General features: G+C 50.7%; 18 protein-coding genes and 1 pseudogene. 8 read left to right on the top strand and 11 right to left on the bottom strand.

Annotated features, from left to right (window positions below):
* Nucleotides 1-10: 10 nt before the first annotated feature.
* Nucleotides 11-931, bottom strand: coding sequence for a carbohydrate ABC transporter permease (locus WDY75_RS21105; protein WP_006209287.1), 921 nt, complete (start codon nt 929-931; stop codon nt 11-13).
* Nucleotides 932-952: 21 nt separating this feature from the next.
* Nucleotides 953-1,882 (bottom strand): sugar ABC transporter permease, encoded by a 930-nt coding sequence (locus tag WDY75_RS21110; protein WP_036636665.1) that lies wholly within the window; start codon nt 1,880-1,882, stop codon nt 953-955.
* 316 nt (nt 1,883-2,198) lie between these two features.
* On the opposite strand from WDY75_RS21110, the gene WDY75_RS21115 reads away from it, so the two are divergent.
* Nucleotides 2,199-3,938 carry a sensor histidine kinase gene (locus WDY75_RS21115; RefSeq protein WP_063479063.1) on the top strand — a complete coding sequence of 580 codons (1,740 nt, stop codon included), beginning with the start codon at nt 2,199-2,201 and terminating at the stop codon, nt 3,936-3,938.
* On the top strand, nt 3,935-5,557 hold the full coding sequence (locus WDY75_RS21120; RefSeq protein ID WP_006209285.1) for a response regulator: 1,623 nt from the start codon (nt 3,935-3,937) through the stop codon (nt 5,555-5,557). Before WDY75_RS21115 ends, WDY75_RS21120 begins: the two co-directional genes overlap by 4 nt.
* A 135-nt stretch (nt 5,558-5,692) precedes the next feature.
* On the opposite strand, the gene WDY75_RS21125 is transcribed toward WDY75_RS21120, so the two are convergent.
* From WDY75_RS21125 to WDY75_RS21155, 7 genes are all read right to left on the bottom strand, one after another.
* Nucleotides 5,693-6,769 (bottom strand): Gfo/Idh/MocA family protein, encoded by a 1,077-nt coding sequence (locus tag WDY75_RS21125; protein ID WP_063479062.1) that lies wholly within the window; start codon nt 6,767-6,769, stop codon nt 5,693-5,695.
* Between the two features lie 214 nt (nt 6,770-6,983).
* Nucleotides 6,984-7,901 (bottom strand): ribose ABC transporter substrate-binding protein RbsB, encoded by a 918-nt coding sequence (gene rbsB, locus WDY75_RS21130; protein WP_036636654.1) that lies wholly within the window; start codon nt 7,899-7,901, stop codon nt 6,984-6,986.
* A gap of 15 nt (nt 7,902-7,916) precedes the next feature.
* Nucleotides 7,917-8,885, bottom strand: coding sequence for a ribose ABC transporter permease RbsC (gene rbsC, locus WDY75_RS21135; protein ID WP_006209282.1), 969 nt, complete (start codon nt 8,883-8,885; stop codon nt 7,917-7,919).
* Between the two features lies 1 nt (nt 8,886).
* Nucleotides 8,887-10,368 (bottom strand): sugar ABC transporter ATP-binding protein, encoded by a 1,482-nt coding sequence (locus tag WDY75_RS21140; RefSeq protein ID WP_063479061.1) that lies wholly within the window; start codon nt 10,366-10,368, stop codon nt 8,887-8,889.
* A gap of 17 nt (nt 10,369-10,385) precedes the next feature.
* Nucleotides 10,386-10,784 carry a D-ribose pyranase gene (gene rbsD / locus WDY75_RS21145; protein ID WP_036636652.1) on the bottom strand — a complete coding sequence of 133 codons (399 nt, stop codon included), beginning with the start codon at nt 10,782-10,784 and terminating at the stop codon, nt 10,386-10,388.
* A gap of 2 nt (nt 10,785-10,786) precedes the next feature.
* Nucleotides 10,787-11,665, bottom strand: coding sequence for a ribokinase (gene rbsK, locus WDY75_RS21150; protein ID WP_063479060.1), 879 nt, complete (start codon nt 11,663-11,665; stop codon nt 10,787-10,789).
* Nucleotides 11,665-12,648 carry a LacI family DNA-binding transcriptional regulator gene (locus WDY75_RS21155; protein WP_063479059.1) on the bottom strand — a complete coding sequence of 328 codons (984 nt, stop codon included), beginning with the start codon at nt 12,646-12,648 and terminating at the stop codon, nt 11,665-11,667. Before WDY75_RS21155 ends, rbsK begins: the two co-directional genes overlap by 1 nt.
* A 234-nt stretch (nt 12,649-12,882) precedes the next feature.
* Between WDY75_RS21155 and WDY75_RS21160 the strand changes: the two genes are divergently transcribed.
* From WDY75_RS21160 to WDY75_RS21180, 5 genes are all read left to right on the top strand, one after another.
* The gene (locus WDY75_RS21160) at nt 12,883-13,863 is read left to right on the top strand and encodes a carbohydrate ABC transporter permease (RefSeq protein WP_063479058.1); all 981 of its coding nucleotides are present in this window, start codon (nt 12,883-12,885) and stop codon (nt 13,861-13,863) included.
* Nucleotides 13,860-14,684: a carbohydrate ABC transporter permease gene (locus WDY75_RS21165; protein WP_063479057.1), complete on the top strand. Its 825-nt coding sequence runs from the start codon at nt 13,860-13,862 to the stop codon at nt 14,682-14,684. Before WDY75_RS21160 ends, WDY75_RS21165 begins: the two co-directional genes overlap by 4 nt.
* A 124-nt stretch (nt 14,685-14,808) precedes the next feature.
* The gene (locus WDY75_RS21170) at nt 14,809-16,170 is read left to right on the top strand and encodes an ABC transporter substrate-binding protein (RefSeq protein WP_006209274.1); all 1,362 of its coding nucleotides are present in this window, start codon (nt 14,809-14,811) and stop codon (nt 16,168-16,170) included.
* A gap of 193 nt (nt 16,171-16,363) precedes the next feature.
* The gene (gene rocF, locus WDY75_RS21175) at nt 16,364-17,269 is read left to right on the top strand and encodes an arginase (protein ID WP_036636648.1); all 906 of its coding nucleotides are present in this window, start codon (nt 16,364-16,366) and stop codon (nt 17,267-17,269) included.
* Nucleotides 17,270-17,395: 126 nt separating this feature from the next.
* A complete protein-coding gene (locus tag WDY75_RS21180; protein ID WP_063479056.1) occupies nt 17,396-18,586 on the top strand; it encodes an ornithine--oxo-acid transaminase in 1,191 nt (396 codons plus the stop codon).
* Between the two features lie 150 nt (nt 18,587-18,736).
* Here the strand turns inward: WDY75_RS21180 and WDY75_RS21185 are convergent.
* A pseudogene (locus WDY75_RS21185) lies at nt 18,737-19,699 on the bottom strand (arsenic resistance protein).
* Nucleotides 19,700-19,923: 224 nt separating this feature from the next.
* On the opposite strand from WDY75_RS21185, the gene WDY75_RS21190 reads away from it, so the two are divergent.
* Nucleotides 19,924-20,832 carry a TIGR01777 family oxidoreductase gene (locus WDY75_RS21190; RefSeq protein ID WP_063479054.1) on the top strand — a complete coding sequence of 303 codons (909 nt, stop codon included), beginning with the start codon at nt 19,924-19,926 and terminating at the stop codon, nt 20,830-20,832.
* A 62-nt stretch (nt 20,833-20,894) separates the two neighbouring features.
* Here the strand turns inward: WDY75_RS21190 and WDY75_RS21195 are convergent, their stop codons facing one another.
* Nucleotides 20,895-21,485 (bottom strand): YdhK family protein, encoded by a 591-nt coding sequence (locus tag WDY75_RS21195; protein WP_006209269.1) that lies wholly within the window; start codon nt 21,483-21,485, stop codon nt 20,895-20,897.
* Nucleotides 21,486-21,588 lie beyond the last annotated feature (103 nt).

A 21,588-nucleotide genomic window follows, 5' to 3' on the forward strand; every position in this document is an offset into this window, starting at 1 on the left:
CCATCCGGTTTTACGACTTCACGGCTCCGATCATCACCCCCTGATTGAAATACTTCTGCACAAACGGGTAGATGCACATGATCGGCACCGTTGCCACGATAATCACCGCGTAACGCATAATGTTAGCCAGACGCAGCGCAATGGCCGCGGCCTCTCCAGTACCCATGGCAGACTGCATCTGGTTGGTGACCAGAATGTTACGCAGAATCAGCTGCAGCGGATACAGGCTTGTGTCTTTTAAATAAATCAAAGCATTGAAATAGGAATTCCAGTGACCCACGGCCGTCCACAATGCAATGACCGAGATGACCGCTTTGGATAGCGGGATTACAATCGTCATGAAATACCTGAGGTTTCCGCAGCCGTCAAGCTGAGCCGCTTCCCATAAATCCTCCGGAATGCTGCTCTGAAAAAAAGTCCGGGCCACAATGATGTTAAACGCCGCAACCGAGAACGGCAGCACCATGACAAGGAACGTATCGTAGAGATGAAAATCCCGGATCGTCATAAAGGTAGGAATCAGACCGCCGTTAAAAAACATCGTAAATATAAAGAGCAGCGAAAAATACTTGCGGCCCGCAAGGTCTTTCCGTGACAGGGCATACGCTGCGGAAATGTTAACCACGAGTCCGATGGCCGTACCCACAATCGTATACAGTATCGTATTTCGGTACCCAATCCATATATTAGAGTGCTTCAGCAATTCCTGATAGCCTGCCAGCGTAAAATCCTTGGGAACAAGCCACACCTGTCCATTGGCAACCGCTGCCGGCTCGCTGAATGATGCAATGATTATGAAGTAAAGCGGGTAGATCAGCACGATCAGCATCAGGACCGCGAACACATACAGGCCGATTTCCAGCGCTTTGTCGGAAGATCGAGTATTTTTCTGCCGCGGCGCCCTTTTCTCTCTAACTTCCACTAAGCCCATAGAACCCTTCCTCTCTTTTTGTTACCACAGACTGTTCTCGCTGTATTTTTTCGAAATCTGGTTGACCAGAATAAGCAGCGCAAAATTAATGACTGTATTAAACAGATTGATCGCCGAGGAGAAGCTGTACTGGCTGCTCAGCATCCCGATTTTGTATACATAGGTGGATATGACCTCGCTTGAGGTAATATTGAGGCTGTTTTGCATCAGATATACTTTTTCAAAACCTACGCCCAGCAAACTGCCAATCCGCAAAATAAGCAAAGTGACCACGGTTGGCATCAGCATCGGAATATCAATAAACCGGATTTTCTGCCACCGGCTTGCCCCGTCCATCGTTGCCGCCTCGTACAAGCTCGGACTCACCGCGGAAAGCGCCGCGATATAGATAATGCTGTCCCAGCCCGTATGCTGCCACACATCCGACCATACATACACACTGCTGAACAAGCTGGCAGAGCCCATCAAATTCGGAGCCTCCGCACCGAAGAGACGGAAGATATTCCCGATCAGTCCCGAACCTGGCGAGAATAGAATCAGCATGAGCCCCACCATGACAACCGTGGATATAAAATGCGGCATATAGGTTACGGTCTGGAAGAACCGCTTGAACCTATTCTGCCGCATTTGATTGACCATCAGGGCGAGCATGATCGGAATCGGAAACGTTGCGACACTGTACAAACTGATGACCAGCGTATTGGTAATAGTGGTTGAGAATTGATAGGAATTGAAAAACTTCTCGAAGTATTTCAGTCCTGCCCACGGGCTATCCATAATCCCAACAGCCGGGCTGTAATCCTTAAATGCGATCAGTATGCCGTACATCGGAACGTAAGAAAATAACAAGACCAGTACAACCGCAGGCAGCAGCAATAGATACAGGCCCCAATTTTTTCTTATCCGCCCGAGTGTCGGGTGTGTTGAGCTATTCAGTTGGCCTGCTTTCAAATCGATTCCCCTTTCTCCTCTTGTTGTCGTGAACCCGGTATGTCGTGTAAGCAACTCAAGTATACTTCCGCCCAGAATCGTTATTTGGACCTCATGATGCTCTATTCGGACCTTTGCCCCTTTCTACAGCCAGGGAAGCTCTAAATTTCAGGGAGGAACATGCTATGATCCGGACTTTACGATGTATTATTCGGACTTTATGGTAAAAGCGACTGCGTTCGCTCCTGTTTTTTTTGCCTAATCCCTATATAATATCGTTATCATCAATAAAACGCTTTCATAAAAAGGAGATTGGAAAGGAACCCCGGACATCCCTATGGTTAAAGCACTGAATAATAAGCCTTATCCCATCCGTCACTACGTCAAAATCATGCTCTTCATCTCGATTTTTGCCCTTGTAGTGGATCTGGTGATCAGTTTCGCGTCCATCTTCATCGTGAAGCAGCAATCCACAAGGTATCTTCAGGATACAGCGAATCTGTATATAAGGCAGATCAATCATGACTTCTCGTACATCAACCACTATATGGGGTGGACACTCGCGAATGATGAAAGCGTCAAGATGATGGACACCCCGGGCACCGACTATGTAGATTATATTAAGTCAAACGAACGAATGCATAAGCGCTTTAACGAGCTTCAGAAAAACTATGGTCAAGAATACAACTTTTTCTTCTATCTAAAGGATCAGGATTTCTTCCAGAACTATGCGCCTATGTCGCTGTCGTATGCAGAGTTCCGGGACTTAAAGGAGCAGATCGTAACACTCACCGATTCCAAAAACGTATACGAAACCTTCTACTCGAACTGGAACCCGATTCAGGTTCAAGACAAGTTCTACGTAATCAACATCGTGCCTTATCATAATCGCTATCTGATCTGTCTCATCTCCGCGGATGATTTGATCCGTCCGCTGCAGCAGCTGAATCTGGGTGAGGAGGGTTCTGTCTCCCTGGTGGATCTTCAAGGTGGGTCCCTCTCCAGCCCGGGTGCCCGTGAAGCCGATAGTCTGAATCTCGAAGGCACCAAGGCTTCCCTGCTTAGCTTCTCGAAGCCGCGCTCAACGGTTACCGAAGGGTTCTCGAATGCTTCCTTCAACGTGCAGCTGGTCATCCAATTCGGCGTATTCGAGACCATTATGATAGCCCAGCTGCTCATTATGCTTCTGTTCGTGGTGCTCACGTGTACGCTCAGTGTTGTCATGCTGTATTTCAAGAAAAAGGTGTTGAAGCCGATTCAGAATTTCTCGGAGAATGTGAGGCGCATTCACGAGGATAGCGAGAATCTGGATTTTATGAGCAGCGAAATTATAGAGCTTGAGCAGGTGAATTCCCAGTTCAAACATCTGATCGAACAGATCAAGAAGTTCAAAATCGATATTTACGAACAGGAGCTCGAGAAGCAAAGAATTCAGCTGGATTATATGAAGCTGCAGATCAACCCTCATTTTTTCCTGAACTGCTTGACAAACATCTACAGCATGGCGCAAATGCACATGTTTAAGGAAATCGAATATATGTCGCTGTCCACATCCAAGTATTTCCGTTACATCTTTCAAAGCGTGGATCATGTCGTACGGCTGGAAGACGAAATTGAGCACGTCCGAATCTATTTGGAGATCCAGAAGCACCGTTATCGGGATGCTTTTTCTTACCGCATCGAATATAAGGATGATCTTGCCGGCCTAACCATTCCTCCCTTGGTACTTCAGACTTTCATCGAAAACGCGGTGAAATACGCGGTATCCAGAGACCAGGAGCTGCAAATACGGCTGTCCGTCGCCTTGGTGACAGAAGGAGAGAAGTTTTATACAGTCATCCAGATATCCGATACGGGACCCGGGTTTCCTGTGGAGGTATTAGATAAGCTCGCTAACGGCAAGCCACTGGATCAAAGCGAAGGAAAACACATCGGGATCATGAATACCATGCAGCGGCTGGAGCTGCTCTATCACCATCGGGCTCAAGTTGAGTTTTCGAATCCGGCAGGCGGCGGTGCCTGCGTCAGTTTGACGCTTCCACAGGCCATGCAGGATATAAGGAGGGAAATTCAATGAATGTATTGTTAGTGGATGACGATTATTTTGTCGTGGCTGCGCTGGAGAAGAAGATTGATTGGCGTGCACTCTCCATTGAGCAGGTCCATACTGCTTACAGTGTTGCACAAGCACGTGACATTTTACAGAAGCATTCCATTCAAATTCTTGTCTGTGATATCGAAATGCCGCAAGGGAGCGGGCTTGAGCTTCTCGCCTGGATACGGGAGGAGCAGTACAGCATCCAAACGATATTCCTGACCAATTACGCCGATTTCAACTATGCCCAGAAAGCCATTGAGCTGCAAAGCTTTGATTATTTCCTGAAGCCGATTGAATTCGATAAATTAAGCCTCATCATCTCTAAAGCGGCCTACAAAGCCAAGGAACAGCAAAGTTATCAGGAAGCAATCCAGGATGGGCAACTCTGGAAGAAAAATCAAAAGAAACTGCAGGACCATTTCTGGCGCAGGCTGATCCGGGAGAAGAAGGCTTCGTCGGACCGGGCGGCCATCGCAGGTTATATCGCGGAACAAAACCTGTCCTACCAGTTGTCGGATCTGTTTCTGCCCGTGCTCATCACCATCTTTCCGTATGACAAAAGTCTGGGCAAGGAAGACAAGGATCTGTTTGACTATGCGTTCCTCAACGTGTTGTCCGAATTGTTCCTGGACCCTCTTATTTCCGTCGAAACGGTTATGGAATATAAGGATTACAATTGGGTGGTCATGCTGAAATGGAATCGGGCCCCCGATACCCGGGTAATCGAATGCATCTGCTTGTCGTTCATTGAAAAAGCCAATCAATTTCTCAGAAGCGATGCTTGCTGCAACGTATCGACCTCGGTGGCTCTGGAAGCGATCAACAAGTCCATACGGGACCTGCTCCAAATGAACGAGGATATGATCAAAAAGCGGAATCAGATCTTTTTCCTGGAGCAGTATCCGCTGCAGGAAGCCGTTTATGCGCCTCCCCCTCTTCAAGACTGGGAAGAGCTGCTGAACCAGAACAACCCGGGAACTTTTTTGGGAGAGACCCGCAATTACTTGCAGAACCTGGCCAAGAATGGCGTCTATAACGCCTCCGTGCTGCGTTTGTTCCGCCTGGACATCGTGCAGCTCGTGTACGCCTATCTGAAGAACAAAGAGATTCAGGCACACAAGCTCTATACGGGTAAAACCAATGATCAATTATTCATGCAATCGCTGAACTCGATTGAAGATATGGAGAAATATATGGAATATCTGGTCAGCACGGCAGCAGAATATCATTCCTTTGCCGACCATTCCCAAACCGTTGTGGAGGAAATCAAGCACTATATTCAATCCCATTACGGTGACGAGCTGACACGAATGAGCCTGGCGGAGATTGTCTATCTTAACCCGGATTATTTAGCCCGCCTGTTCAAAAAAGAGACGGGGATCTCTTTGGGCACCTATATCATTCAAGCCCGCATTAAGGCGGCCAAACATCTGCTGGAGGCAACCTCGTTATCTGTATATCAGATTGCGGCCAAGGTGGGGTATGCCAACTATTCCTATTTCTCGAAGCTATTCAAGCAGGATACGGGCTGGGCGCCGAGCGACTATCGAAGGGAGCTGCTGGCCGGGCAGCGCGTGCAAGTGGATCATGTAAAATAACGATAGCTTGCACAGCCATCAGGGCAGCTTGTAAGCCCAGTGACGGAAAAAGAAAAAGTACCCCGGCTTCAAGCACAATCTGCTTGGCCGCGGTACTTTTTTTGCAATATTCAATGAATGCTCAATCCGTGCGAGTTACGCAGGGTATATGTCAAAATCCTTCAGGGTATCGCCCGTTCTGGCCGATTCGAACACCGCTTCGATCAGATTCAGGACGCGCAGCACTTCCTCGTTCTTCACGATGGGTTCTGCCTCGCCCCGGATAACGGCCGCAAAGTTATCGAAAAAGCTGCTGGATTGACGATACGGCTCAGGCAGGGCTCCTGTAATGGTAGCTTCTTCGGAAGGAGGCGCCATCGTTTTGGTCAATCCCACTCCGGCCTGAATCGGCTTCGGCTCTACTATTACGGCATCCTGGTTGCGGGTAACAACTCTGCCGTTTAACGACCAGTCCTCAATAATGCCTGTCCCTTCCGTGCCTTTGACATACCAGCGGGGCAGTGTAATGAAATTTGTTGTTCCCACTTCAATCAGAGCCGAGACCCCGTTCTCGAATTGCAGTACCGATTCAAAGCCGTCGTCCACCTCATCACCCAGAATAAAACTCAATCGGCTGCTCAGGCTGACGATCTTGCTGTCCACCATAAACAGGATCTGGTCCAGCAGATGCACGCCCCAGTCCAGCAGCATGCCGCCGCCGTACTGTTCAAGATGGCGCCAGTCCCCCGGGATGCCGTTCGCTCCGTGCACCCTCGATTCAATCCGGAACAAATCGCCGATCGTTTTCTCATTGTACATCTGTTTAATCGTCAAGAAATCCTCGTCCCAGCGGCGGTTCTGGTGAACCATCAGCACCCGCCGGGCAGCATCGGCAGCGGACACCATCTCTTTAAAGTCGCTTACAGAAAGCGTTACCGGCTTCTCGCAGATGACATGTTTGCCGGCGGTAAAGGCCTGAAGCGCAAGTTCCTTGTGCACGTCATTCGGCGTTGCAATCAGAATTACGTCCACTGCAGCATCCTGAAGCACTTGCTCGTAGCTGACATAGGCAGGGTATCCGTCCTCAGAAGACACCTTCCGCCGATCTTCCAAAATATCATAGGTTCCCGTAACCTCGAGATATTCATTGTCCTTGATCAGCTTGGCATGGTAACTTCCCATTCCCCCATAGCCTACAATTACAATTGCTTGTTTGGTTTTCCCCATAGTCATAGATATCCGGCTCCTTTTTAACATCTCTCAGCTGTTCTTGCATCATTGTCATTATAATATATTCCGTGAAATAACGGTTCTCTTTTACGATATTGTATTACCGCGGCGATCTCAAGGCTGTGAGTTACTTCGCTGTGGATGATATTATTTCTCTTCTTGCTAAAAAGCGTTACCCTGCCCATTTCACCAGGGTAACGCTTCTCACAACTCCAGATTATTCCTTAACCACTAATTTTAGCGGTGCGGCAATATTCTCTTCGACCTCTTTGCCCTGCAGCACATCCCTGGCCGCGCCGACAGCCAGTTGGCCGATTAACTCGGGCTGCTGCGCTACTGTTGCTGTCAGCTTGCCGGCCTCGATGGATTTCAAGGCATCGTCATTCCCGTCAAAGCCGATGACCATGATGTCTTTGCCCGAACTTTGAATGGCTTCAATCGCGCCAAGCGCCATCTCGTCGTTGTGGGCAAAAATCGCTTTGGCGTCCGGGTTGCCCTGCAGCAGGTTTTCCGTTACGGTAAGCCCCTTCGTCCGGTCAAAATCCGCCGCCTGCTTCGCCACCACACTCAGCTGCTCATCGGCGATATCATGGAATCCCTTTCCGCGCTCGCGGGTCGCAGAAGCGCCCGGTACGCCTTCAAGCTCGATCACCTTCGTATCTTTGCCGAGCTGCTCCACGATATATTCGGCTGCCATCTGGCCGCCCTTCACATTATCGGAGGCAACCAGCGCAGCGACCTCGCCTTGATCCGCCGAACGATCCAGCGTAATAACCGGTATGTCCAAGCTATTCGCGGTTTGAACTACTGTTGAAATCGCAGAGGAATCCGTCGGATTAATTAGTAATGCATGAACACCTTGTTGAATCAGATCGTCAACGTCATTGCTCTGCTTGGCCGAGTCGTTCTGTGCATCAACGACAACAACCTGCATCCCTTGTTTGGCCGCTTCAGCGACAACGCCATCCTTCAAGGATACAAAGAACGGATTGTTCAGCGTGGAGATGGAAAGACCGATCTTGATATCTTTGACATCTCCGCTGGTTTTGGGCTTCGCCCATTCCGGCGGCTCCAGGGAACACCCGGTTATGAAGATCAGCATAAGTGATACCAGCAGCAAAGTTGTTTTTTTCATCGTTCATTCTCCCCCTTAAGCCGATTTTCTACGGTCGAGCAGTACGGCAATCGCTATGACAACGCCTTTGACAACCATCTGATAGAAGGAATTCACGCCGAGCAGGTTGAGTCCGTTATTCAGTATGCCGATAATCAGCACACCGATCAGCGTCCCGACAATTCGGCCCCGTCCGCCGGTCAGACTGGTTCCGCCGAGAACTACGGCAGCAATTGCATCCAATTCATAGGAAGTGCCCGCCGTCGGTTGTGCGGAATTCAAACGGGATGTGAGAATCGCACCGGCCAGGGCGGACAGCATCCCTGCCAGGGAATAGATCATAATCTTCACGCGCGGCACTTTAATGCCGGATACAAGCGAAGCTTTTTCGTTACCGCCAATGGCATAAGTTTTGCGGCCAAAGGACGTTTTATGAAGGATGACCCACAACACGGCAAAGGTAATGATCATGGTAATGGCCGGCACCGGAATGCCAAACAGATATCCGCGTCCAAACAGCTGGAATGCGAGGCTGTCACCCAGGCCCGTGATCGGGTTGCCGTTTGTATAGACAAGTGTAAGTCCTCTGAATATGGTCATCGTGGCCAAGGTGGCGATAAACGGCGCCATCTTGCCCTTGGTGATCATGAGACCATTGATCATCCCCATCACTCCGCCGAGTGCAACGCCGATAATGATCGCAAGAATCGGGTCAAACCCGGCCAGCATCATATTGGCAACAAACGCACTGGACAGTGCCAGAATCGATCCGACCGACAGGTCAATGCCCCCGGTCAGAATAACAAACGTCATGCCGAATGCAATCAATGCATTAATCGATACCTGACGCAGCAGGTTCAGAATGTTAAGCGGTTCCAAGAAGCTTGGATTCAGGACGGATACAATGACGATGAGAATGATTAGTCCGAGCAGAGGACCGAGCTTTTGCGTCAAACCTGAGACCTTAAATCCTTTTTCCGCCTTGGCATCGTTGATAGTTGTCATATTACTGTCCTCCTGTAGCTAGAGTCATGATTTGTTCCTGCGTTGCCTGTTCGTGGTCCAGTTCACCGGATATCCTGCCCTCATGGACAACGAGTATCCGGTCACTCATCCCGAGCACTTCCGGCAGCTCCGAAGAGACCATCAGAATCGCGACGCCGCGCTCGGTCAGCTCATTCATCAGCTGGTAAATTTCCCGCTTCGCGCCGACGTCCACGCCGCGTGTCGGCTCATCCAGGATGAGTACGCTCGGCCCGATGCCAATCCACTTCGCGATAACAACCTTCTGTTGATTACCGCCCGAAAGATTGCGTGCCTGCGTTTCCGAGCTGTGTGTCTTGATCTGCAGCCGCTTTGTCAACGTATCTACGAAATCCTGCTCCTTCTTCCCGGAGATGAACCCTCTCGAAGAGAAGCTGAACAGATTGGGCAGTGCCATATTCTCGCGAACCGAGAAATCCAGAACCAACCCTTCATCCTTGCGGTCCTCCGTTATAAATCCAATGCCGTGTTTGACGGCATCATCCGGCTTCCTGATGGAGACCTTCTTGCCTCGTACCCAAACCTCGCCGCTGTCGAGCGGGTCCAGTCCAAAAATCGCTCTCATCATCTCGGTACGTCCCGCTCCCATCAAACCGGATACACCTACGATTTCACCAGCGCGAACCGAGAAGCTTACATTCTCGAACCGGCCTTTTCCGCTAGTATTCTTCACTTCGAGAACGGTCTCTCCCGGAGACGGCTGCCGCGCCGGATAACGCTCGGTCAGCTCCCGGCCGACCATTTTCTTGACAACTTCATCAAAACTCGTGTCCGGTATCGCCTGGGTGTCCACCGATTTACCGTCCCGCATGACCGTAATCCGGTCGCAGATCGTAAAGATCTCTTCCATTCGGTGCGAAATGTAGACGATGGATACGCCTTCTTTTTTCAAAGAGCGGATGACGTCAAACAGCTTCTCGATTTCCCTTTCGGTCAGCGCTGCCGTCGGTTCGTCCATAATGATCACTTTCGCTTGGGTCATAAGTGCTTTCGCAATCTCAATCATCTGCTGCTGGCCGACGGAGCACAATCCCGCCTCCTGTGTCAACGGAATCGTAACCGCCAGTTTGCGGAACTGTTCCTTCGCAAGCGCCTTCATTTGTTTCATGTTCAGGAATCCGATACCCGACGTCAACTCTTTGCCGATAAACAAGTTATCCAGCACCGTCATCTCCGGCCAAATGTTAAGCTCCTGATGAATGAAGGCTACACCTCGCTCCTCCGCTTCCTTCGGGTTGGCAAAATAGGTCTCCTGACCGTCGACGACAATCTTGCCTTCATCCCTGCCGTGAAGACCGGTCAAGATATTCATCAGCGTCGATTTGCCTGCGCCATTCTCTCCCATCAGGGCATGGACCTCTCCTTCCCGGAGATCAAAGTCCACGCCTGCAAGCACCCGATTCGTGCCAAACGATTTATGAATATTCGTCATCTCAATGTTCATGGTGCTTCCTCCTTTTTTTAACCGAAATGAACGCCAGCCTGTAAAATGCAATTCGCGTACGGTCTCGCTTCTCCTGTACGGATGACCGCCTTTGCGGTTCGAGTCCTCTCTTTAAACAACTCGTGCGGGCAAGCCTCGATCTCGTTGCCTTGAAAAAGGTCCTGTATATCATGCAGTGTTTCCTTATTATCAAGCTTCATTTCTTCGGCAATGACGATTTTCTCGATCACCATATCTTCGGCAATCGCCTCCACCACTTCCATGAAGCTTGGCGTGCCTAACTTTAATGCCAGATCAATCTTGAGAACTCCGGGAGGAATCGGAAGGCCAACATCGCCAACAACGATGGTGTCGGTGTGCCCCAAATCAGCCAGCACTTTTGCGATATGACTGTTCAGCATTCCGCTCTTCTTCATAATCAGAGGCTCCCTTCCACTTCGTCGCGTGTCGGCATCCCGCCTTGTGCTCCGAACCTCATAACGGATAAAGATGCGGCACGGTTCGCAAATCTTAAGCTGTCCGTAATGCTCATGCCCTCTGCGAGAGCCACGGCGAAGGCACCGTTAAACGTGTCGCCCGCTCCCGTTGTGTCCACCGCTTCAACCTGGTAGCCCGGCACAACCACCTCTTGGCTTCCGTCAAAATAACGCACTCCGTTCTTGCCTTCCGTCACGATCAGCTTGTTCGGGTATCGGCGCAGCACGTCGCTTAATGGCTCATCTCCAAAAAGGATGGCGGCCTCGTGTTCATTCGGCGTAATATAAGCTGCCTGTTCGATAACGCGGCTCGGTACCGGGCGAGCAGGAGCCGGATTCAGCATCAACGGCACATGGTATTTCGAGCATATTTCACTGACGTGCACCACCGTTTCTTCCGGAATTTCCTGTTGAATCAGCACGATATCCGAAGCCTTGATCACAGCTGCTGCCTGACCTACGTAGGCCGGGGTAATCCGGTCGTTGGCTGCTTTCACAACCACAATGCTGTTGTCACCCTCCGCCAAAATGATGTGCGCGGTTCCGCTCTCTATACCTGTAACCGGTTCCACATAGTCCGTAACAACACCATTCGATTGCAAATTGTTCAAAATCGTTTTACCGAAGGAATCGTCGCCCACGCAGCCGACCATCGTCACCTCTGCGCCAAGCCTTGCACAAGCAACAGCCTGATTGGCTCCCTTCCCTCCAGGTACCGTCTTGAAGCTGTCGCCAAGCACCGTTTCCCCCGCGCCGGGACGCTTGGCGGCGGTTACTACCAGATCCATCGACGCGCTTCCAATCACCACGATTTTTGCCATTATGATTCCACCTTTCTCGTTGTCTGCCGCTCCATAAATTCTACCGGGAATTCAATGCTGCTTCTCTCAATATGCTGCCCTTCGATAAGTTCAATAAGTAATCTTGCCGCTGCCCTGCCCATTTCATACGCGGGCTGATGTATGGTTGATAACGAGGGAGCGAGCAGGCTGCTAAGTAAAATATCATCAAATCCGATGATTTGTACGTCTTCCGGCACCCTTTTCTCCAGCCGATGCGCTTCCTTCAGCACCGCTGATGCAACAATGTCGTTACTTGCAATCACGCCATCAGTGTCCGGATATTGGCGAAACAATTCATAAGCAAACCCTTCTGCGTCGGTTAGGGAAAAGGATGTCGTCTTCAGCACTTGATATGCTGCCCCCCGGTCTTCCAGAACCTCGACGGCTCCTTCAAAACGCTCCAGCGCCGGCCGCACATCCGCCGGACCTTGCATAACCGTAATTTCCTTACTGCCCCGGAGCATCATCTCCTGTGCGGCAATTCTGCCGCCCTCGCGGCCATCTGCGAATACAGAAGGCCTATCGTTCGAGGTTCGGTCCAGAAAAACAACGGGAATGTTCAGACCGGTGTACATATCGGCCTCCGGATCATTCGTTGACGAAATGACGCCAACTACATTGTTCTGAACGAAGGTCTGGATGTATTCCATTTCCTTCTGCTTCTTCTCATCGCTATTTCCAAAAATCAACCGGTAATCGTTCTCCTGCATCTCATCCTCAACCCCGCGGGCAAGCTGCGGAAAATAAGGGTTCATGATGTCCGGAAGAAGCAAGCCGATCAATTTGGATTTTCTTTTATATAAAGAACGCGCCACTTCATTCGGCGTGTAATTCAATTCTCGAATGCTCTGCTCCACCTTGGACCTGGTGTCCTCGTGCACGTAACCGTTTCCATTTAAAACCCGCGAAACTGTCGCTACAGATACTCCTGCCTGCTTGGCCACATCTTTTATCGTTGTCATCCTAAAATCACCTCACCCATGTGTAACCGGTTACAGATATAAGATATCACATCTGCTTCTGAGCTGCAAGCTTTTTGAAGGAGGGATATTCTTGCATCCCTTCCGGTCAAATCTTCTTCCATTCTTAGATTATAAAGTAATAAATTACGGTAATCTTACAAAATCCCACACTGGATTTTACATCTGACTCCTATACTCAATACCTGTAAGGCCAAGCTGGAAAGTGAGGTAAACATGATTATGGAAAAAGAATTTACGCTCCCTTCTCCGGGGCACTCTCTAACACCATCCGTCAGCGAGGCACAGGCTTCAAATGAGACAAAACCCGTCTCAATCAAGAAAACCAAGCGCAAGGAAATCATGCTTGCCTATGCCTGTTTAACCCCTTCGCTGCTCATCTTCGGTCTGTTTCTATTCTACCCGCTGCTCAAATCGGTTTATCTCAGCCTCTTCCTGACCGATCCGCAGGGCCGGGTGGCTGAATTCGTCGGGATGGACAATTTCAGGGAGATATTAACCTCCGAGATGTTCTATAAAAGCTTTGGCAACACACTGCTGTTTATACTGCTGACGGTCCCAACCGGCATTGCGGCTGCTGTTCTGCTGGCAGCTCTGACGCATAACAAACTGAAAGGCATGAAGGTATTCCGCTTCATCTTCTCGCTGCCCATGGCCGTATCCGTTGGTACCGGCTCCATGATCTGGATGATTCTCTACCATCCAACCCTGGGCGTGCTGAATTACTTCCTGTCGCTAGTCGGAACTCAGCCGATCCAGTGGCTGACCGATCCGAAATGGGCCATGATCTCCATCGCGCTGATGACAGTCTGGATGAACCTGGGTTTCAACTACATCCTGATGCTGAGCGGAATGCAGGGCGTATCCGAGGATATATATGACAGCACAAAAATAGACGGCTCCGGTCCGTTTCGGACGTTCTTCCGGATTACGATGCCGCTGATTTCCCCTACTTTATTTTTTACATCCGTTGTGTCGGTCATCGGCGCCTTTCAAGCGTTCGGACAGATTAACATCCTTACGAAGGGCGGTCCGATGAACAGCACCAACGTCATGGTGTTTAACATCTATCAGGATGCGTTTGTCAATTTCCGATTTGGCATCGGCAGTGCGCAGGCACTGATCCTGTTTGCCATTATCCTGCTGTTAACCGTCTTTCAATTCAAATTCGTGGAGAAGAAGGTGCATTATCAATGAACATGCGTCTCATGCCCAAAAGCTTCGTTTACATCGCCCTTCTTCTAGGTTCGCTGGCTGTTGCTTTTCCGCTGCTGTACACCTTGTCAACATCGCTTATGAGTGAGGCCGAATCGGCCGTTTATCCGCCGCCTCTGCTTCCCGGGGCCATCAATCTGTCGAACTTCGCCAAGGTGATTGATACGATTCCCGTGCTGACCTTCATCGGAAACAGCCTGATCGTCTCCATTGCGATTATGCTGGGGCAGATTGTGACAGCAAGCCTGGCAGCTTACGCCTTTGCCTTTCTCCGGTTCCCGGGAAAGACCCTGCTGTTCAGCCTCTTTCTCGCCACCATGATGATTCCTTGGGAAGTGATCATGATTCCGAACTATTTAACGGTCAAAAGCTTGAATTGGCTGGACACCTATCAAGGGCTGATCGTGCCGTTTCTGGCTACTGCCTTCGGTACCTTCCTGCTGAGACAAACCTTTTTGCAGCTGCCGAAGGAACTGTTTGAAGCGGCTCGGGTGGACGGCTGCGGACATGTCCGGATATTTCTGAAAATGGTGCTGCCGTTATCGATTCCCGGAATCGCCACACTGGGCGTGTACTCGTTCTTGAACAATTGGAACATGTACCTATGGCCGCTCTTGACAACAAACCGTGTCGAGATGCGCACCGTCCAGATCGGGATCGGCATGCTGCAGTTTGAGGAGATGAATTCGTGGAATCTGATTCTATCCGGTGTTCTGCTGCTTCTGCTTCCTTCCCTGCTGCTGCTGGCACTTGGGCTGAAGCCTCTTGTTCGAGGCATCACGGCAGGCGCATTAAAGGGTTAATGGCTATATAGCCAAGACCATGCATGATCAGCCTTGCGAGCCGGTTGTCTCTAAGAGACGGGACCACGCAATTTCTGATAGATAGAACCATACTATATTTTCAAAAGGGAGAGATTAACCAATCATGAAACGTTTTGGGAAAAGATCCTTCACGCTGCTCCTGCTTTCCTGCTTGATGCTGATCAGCGCCGCTTGCAGCAATTCGCCTACCACCGGGGAGACGACTGCTGCCGCAGGCAGCGAGCCGTCCAAGGAGCCTGTAAAAGTTGTATGGTGGCACTCCATGAGCGGTGAACTCGGCACGGTCGCGGACAAGTTAATCTCCGATTTTAATGCCGCTCACGAAGACATACAGGTAGAGGGCGTATTTCAGGGCACCTACGATGAAAGCCTGAACAAACTCAAAGCTTCCCTGGGCTCAAACAGCGGCCCTACGATGATTCAGGTGTACGAGATCGGCAGCCGTTTCATGATGGATACCAAGGCAATCCGTCCGGTTCAGGACTTTATGGATGCCGAGCAGTACGACATCTCTTCCCTGGAGCCGAATATCAAAAATTACTATACGTTCGACGATAAACTGTACTCGATGCCGTTTAACTCCTCCAACCCGATTCTGTATTACAACAAAGATGCCTTTAAAGCAGCCGGTTTGGACCCTGAGAATCCTCCAAAAACCTATGAGGAGGTAGCGGAAGCAGCAAAAGCCCTGACAAAAGGCAATCAAGCGGGCGCATCCTTCGCCATCTACGGCTGGTTTATGGAGCAATTCCTTGCGAACCAGGGCGTTGAGCTGCTGAATAACGGCAACGGCCGTACATCCCCGGCCACCGCTTCACAGGTTAACAGCCCTGCCGGCGTGAAAACACTGGAATGGTGGAAGCAAATGGTGGATGATAAAGTGCTGCTGAACCTGGGGCGTAAAACGGATGACACCAAAAAAGCTTTTGCAGCCGGACAAATCGCCATGACACTGGACTCCACGGCTTCGCTTCGCGGCATTGTCAGCGCGGCGGAAGGTAAATTCGAAGTCGGTACCGGCTTCCTGCCCAAACCGGCTGACGGCGGCGACGGCGGCGTCATTATCGGCGGTGCCAGCCTCTGGCTGATGAACAACAAATCGGAAGAAGAGCAGCAGGCCGCTTGGGAATTCATGAAGTATTTGGCCGAGCCGCAAACGCAAGCTTACTGGCATGTCAACACTGGCTACTTCCCGGTTACAACCAAAGCCTATGAAGAAGAGCTTGTGAAAGAGAATCTGGAGAAATACCCTCAATTCCAAACAGCCGTGGATCAATTGCATCAAACCACAGCCAATCTGGCAACACAAGGCGCTGTCATGGGGGTATTCCCTGAAGCTCGCCAGCTTACCGAAACGGCCATCGAAGAGGTGCTGAACGGTCAAAAAACACCGCAGGAAGCCCTGGACAAAGCTGCTTCGGAAATCAGCTCCAAGATCGAAACCTATAATAAAACAGTAAAATAATAAAAGAGAAATCGTTCGATTCTTTCAACACCCTCCTGCACAGACATTGGACCTATGGGTCCCGATGTTTGGCCGGAGGGTTTTTTTGATGTGAATCTTCATATGCCCGCTACAATCAGCTTGTATGGGGATTAACCCAAGTCACGAAGCAGGGCCAGTGAATACAATGTTACAAAGTGGAGGTGAGCCCATAATGAGAAATCTTCCATCCACCGTAACAATCCTCTCGGTGCCTTTTGACCGCGGAGCTACCCGGCGGGGAGCCGGTCAGGGACCGAATGCGATATTCGGATCGGGTCTGAAGCGCAAGCTTGACACACTCGGTATCCCCTATCGCGTCGAAGAGCTGGCTGCCCCCCCTGAAATGAAGGATGAGGCACACAATCCTCAATTAAAACATGTGCAGGAAGTATTATCGATCAACGAGTTGCTCGCAGCTCGCGTATACGCCCTAGCAGAGACAGGGGTCTTCCCGCTTGTGCTTGGCGGTGACCATAGCATCGCAATTGGCACACTGGCCGGACTGACCCGGCACCACCGCAATCTGGGGGTCATCTGGCTAGACGCCCATTCCGATCTCAATACGCCGGATACAACGCCATCTGGCAACATCCATGGCATGTCACTGGCTGTCAGCTTGGGTAAAGGCGATACACGGCTGACATCCATAGGTGGTGCAAAATCCCCCATCAAGCCGGAAAATGTGGTGCTCATCGGTTCGCGTTCCCTCGATCAGGGCGAACGGGACCTGATTCGGCAAGAAGGCATTACTTGCTTCACGATGCAGGACATCGACCGCTTGGGCATGTTCCGGGTCATGGAAGAAGCCATCCGCATTACCTCGGCGGGGACGGATGGTGTTCATCTGTCCTTTGATATCGACAGTGTCGATCCCAAAATCGCGCCTGGCACGGGAACGCCGGTTCAGGGCGGACTCAGTTACCGCGAAGCACATCTTGCCATGGAGATGCTGTCTGAATCCGGCATCGTAACCTCAGCCGAATTCGTCGAGAACAATCCGCTGCTGGACCGCGGTCAGACCACGTCCCGACTGCTTGTTGGCTTAATCGCCTCCATGCTGGGCGAAAGCATCTTGTAATCATGAAGCTTCTCACGTCTGCAAGCTTCATGATGAAGTGTCTGCGTCGTGGAACAACTACCTATCAGGGCTTCTTAGACTTCTCCAACCTCTCCGGCTTCTTCAGACTACTAAGGAGGTTACGCCATGGACCCTACAAGGCTTCATATCGAGAAAGCCGAAACGTACGGTGCAAGAAACTACTTCCCCCTTCCCATCGTCATCGCGGAAGCGGAAGGGATTCATATCACGGATGCGGACGGCAAGCGATACATCGACATGTTAAGCGCCTACTCCGCTCTGAACGCAGGCCATCGTCATCCCCGAATCATTCAGGCGCTGAAAGATCAGGCGGATAAGGTGACATTAACCTCACGCGCTTTTCATAACGATCAGTTGGGAGACTTCTACGAGAAGCTGTCCGCATTCACCGGCAAAGGCATGATTCTTCCCATGAATACCGGAGCCGAAGCTGTTGAAACCGCGCTCAAGGCGGCTCGCCGATACGCTTATCGGAACAAAGGCATCCCGGCGGATCAAGCAGAAATTATCGTCTGCGAGGGTAATTTTCACGGCCGTACCCTTACCGTCACCTCGTTCTCCTCATCCAGCGAATACCGGGAGGACTTTGGCCCGTTCACCCCTGGCTTCAACATCATTCCCTATGGGGATTTGGAAGCGCTCGAGCAGGCAATTACACCGAATACTGCCGCTTTTCTTGTCGAGCCGATCCAGGGAGAATCCGGAATTGTCATTCCGCCTGACGGATATCTGAGCGGCGCTATGGAACTGTGCAAACAGCACCACGTCCTTCTGCTCGCCGATGAAATTCAAACCGGCTTCGGCAGAACGGGAAAACGGTTTGCTTGTGACTGGGAGAACGTGGTGCCCGATATGTACATTCTTGGAAAAGCGCTTGGCGGCGGCGTCTTCCCTGTCTCTGCTGTGGCGGCGGAGGCAGATATTCTTGGTGTATTCGAGCCGGGATCCCACGGCTCTACCTTTGGCGGGAATCCACTCGGCTGCGCGGTAGCGATCGCCTCAATGGACGTTTTTGCCGAAGAGGGGCTCGAAGCCAGATCCTTAGAGCTTGGCGAATACTTTCTCCAGCAGCTTCGTTCCATTCGGCATCCCGATGTTAAAGACGTGCGCGGCAGAGGATTATTCATCGGTATGGAGCTGCATGTACCGGCCCGACCCTACTGCGAGAAGCTGAAGGATCTCGGGCTGCTCTGCAAGGAAACCCATGAATCGATCATTCGCTTTGCACCGCCGCTCATCATATCGAAACCGGAGCTGGACCAGGCCGTGGAGATCGTACGGCAGGCGTTTGCGTGACAACGAATACCCTGGCCGCCGCATATGCACCAATAAAAAACAGTTTGTTCACCCGGCCAAGAAGAAGGCGGGCGCAACAAACTGTTTTTCTTATGGGTATTCGTTATCCATTCCGTGCAGACGCCTAACAAGCAGCCCGAATCCGTTGATTCAGCCGGACTTCGGCTTCATTCTTCTTGTGAAGAGGAGCAGCTGAGATACCACGGCAAGCACGGGAAGCTCGATCAGCGGTCCGATGACCAGGGCAAGCGCAATCAGGGGCTGGTCCGGAAAAGCTGTCACCGCGATAGCCAGAGCTACCGGAGAGTTTCGGGCAATGATCGTTAAATGTAAACTGACCGAATCCTCATAGGAGAAACGCAGCATTCTGCCTACCAGACTGCCCGGGACGTAATTGACCGTGAAGTAGATCAGGATCGGAACGATAAGAATATAGATCATTTCCAGGTTCTTCAGTAAATACGAGCCCTGAGATGCAAACATCGCCACAATGGCCAAAGACAGAAACATAATCTGTGCTTTGGCAAAGAACGGCACCAGCTTCTGGTCCAGCACCTCCTTCTTTTCCCTCAGCAAAAACCGGGTGAGATGTGCGAGGGTGAACGGCACCACGAGCACCAGCAGTACACTCTCCATGATTGTTGTCATCCGCATCGTTTCAATCGTGCCGGCGAACAGCAGCAGATAGAGCGGCAGCAGCAGCACCTGAAGGATCAGATTGATGGGCAGAACCGATGTGGACAAGGGCACATTGCCTTTTGCAATTGAAGTGAACACCAAATACCAGTCGGTGCAAGGAGTCACCATCAGCATGATGAAGCCTATCCAGAGGGCAGGATAATCCGATAAAAAGACAGCACCCAGCACCCAAGCCAGCAGCGGCGTCCAAATAAAATTAATGATGGTGCTCGACCCTAGAAATCAGATGTTCTTGAAGGCCTGCGTTAATTGCCGCAGCGGTATCGTCAAGAACAATCCATATAACATCAGCAGCAAAAAGGGAACAATCACATATTCCGCATAACCCGAAGCAGCCGGAAGCTGCCCCAACAGCAGCCCGATCCCGACCGCACCCATAATGATCAACGTTTGAAGCTTCTCAAATAAACTCATCCTTCACTCCTTACTTCTTGCTACGGAGTACGAGGCTCCTGCAAATCTTATGGCGGAGTCCTACCGCATTTCCTGTATAATTGATTGTATAATATGGACTTCCAATTCGTAACCCCAAGCGTCATTCGTAAAGGGTCGTTAAGCCTTTCCCCTTCATTTCCGTGAATCACGCTTATCGTATTTTAATCATACACCGACAACATATCGCTCAAGGAGGTTTTTTCATGAGAATCGCTGTTTGCGGAGGCACCGGATTTATAGGCCAAGCATTATGCAAGCGTTGGCTCCAAGACGGGCATGACATTGTCATTGTAACGAGATCGGTTCCGAAATCTCACGCACAAACCGAACATAACGGGCACTTATCCTATCTGACCTGGGATGAGATGAAGTCCAATCCCGAGCGATTTGAGCATCTGGACGCGCTCATCAATCTTGCCGGCTCCTCTCTGAGCCAGCGCTGGACACGGGAGGGCAAACAGAGAATTCTGCAGTCCCGGCAAAAAACCGTATCCTCTGTAGCTGAATTGATGCACAAGTTGGAGCATAAACCAGCGGTCATTGTTCAAGCTTCAGCGATGGCGATTTATGGTACTTCCGAGCACAAAACGTTTGATGAGGAGAGTCCTGCCACCATTATGGATTTCCCGTCCGAGGTTGTATCGGAGTGGGAACAGGCAGCAGACCACATCCCTGTTGACCGGTTAATCAAGCTGCGGATCAGTGTCGTGCTGGGCAATCCAGGCGGGGCACTCCCCAAGATGCTGCTGCCTTACAAAGCGGGCGTCGGCGGTAAGATAGGCAGCGGCAAGCAATGGTTATCTTGGATACATATCAACGATATCGTAGATTTAATTGACTACTGTGTCCGGCACAAGGAAATATCCGGAGCCGTCAATGCCGCTTCGCCGCATGCGGTCAGGAACGATGAATTTGGCAGATGTGTGGCCAAGGTCTATCATCGTCCACATTGGCTCCCCTTGCCTGCCTTTATGCTGCAAGCAATCCTCGGAGAAATGTCCCTCATTCTGTTGAAGGGCCAGCGAATCGTCCCGGCCAAAGCCCTGCGTCACGGCTTTCAGTTTCGCTATGCGGAATTGACGGAAGCGCTGCGCCAGATTAGAGAAAGCTGATAACTCATAAAAAAACAATTGGTTTCCGATTATTGGAAACCAATTGTTTTTTTATACATTTTTTATTGAACCGGAGACAGTTCGCTTTCCGTCACCCATTTATGGTTCTTGACTTCTTCACCCGTGGTTGATGTGAAGTCCACCATATACACCGTCGTTTGTTCCGCAGAATCGATGACCGCAGTTGCGCCCTCCATCCCTTCCATATGGTCCGCGTTAACTACAACCTCCGTACCTGGCTGCAGCGGTTCCTTACCGGCATCCTTCAGCTCTTCTTGAATCACCCATTTATGATTCTTCACTTCGGGACCGCCATTCGTTGGTGTATACGATATCGTGTACACCGTGGTATCATACGCTCCAACAATTGTTGCTTTAGCCCCTTTCATCCCGGGCATATGGTCAGTTTCAATGAGCGCTTGGGTACCAACCGGATAAGTTGGATTCTCTGCCGCCTTCAATCCTTCCGGTACCTCGCCTGAGCCGGAATGGTTCATGCTGCCGTGATCCATCCCGTCCATGCTCCCGGAGGTTTCCTTGCTTGGTGTGCTCTCGGGGTTTGCACCGTCCGTGTTTCCGCAGGCCCCCAATATGAAGATGAGAGATGCTAACACTCCCAGGATGATCGGCTTCCATCGTTTCTTAGCTGACATAAGTATAAACTCCTCTCTAGAATTGAATATTTATAGCATAGCATCTACTTATGAAGAACTTGTGTAGCTGTCTATGCACAACATCACTATACCCATTTTTTCT

The organism is Paenibacillus glucanolyticus (assembly GCF_037333485.1).
Taxonomy (GTDB): Bacteria; Bacillota; Bacilli; order Paenibacillales; family Paenibacillaceae; genus Paenibacillus_AQ; species Paenibacillus_AQ glucanolyticus.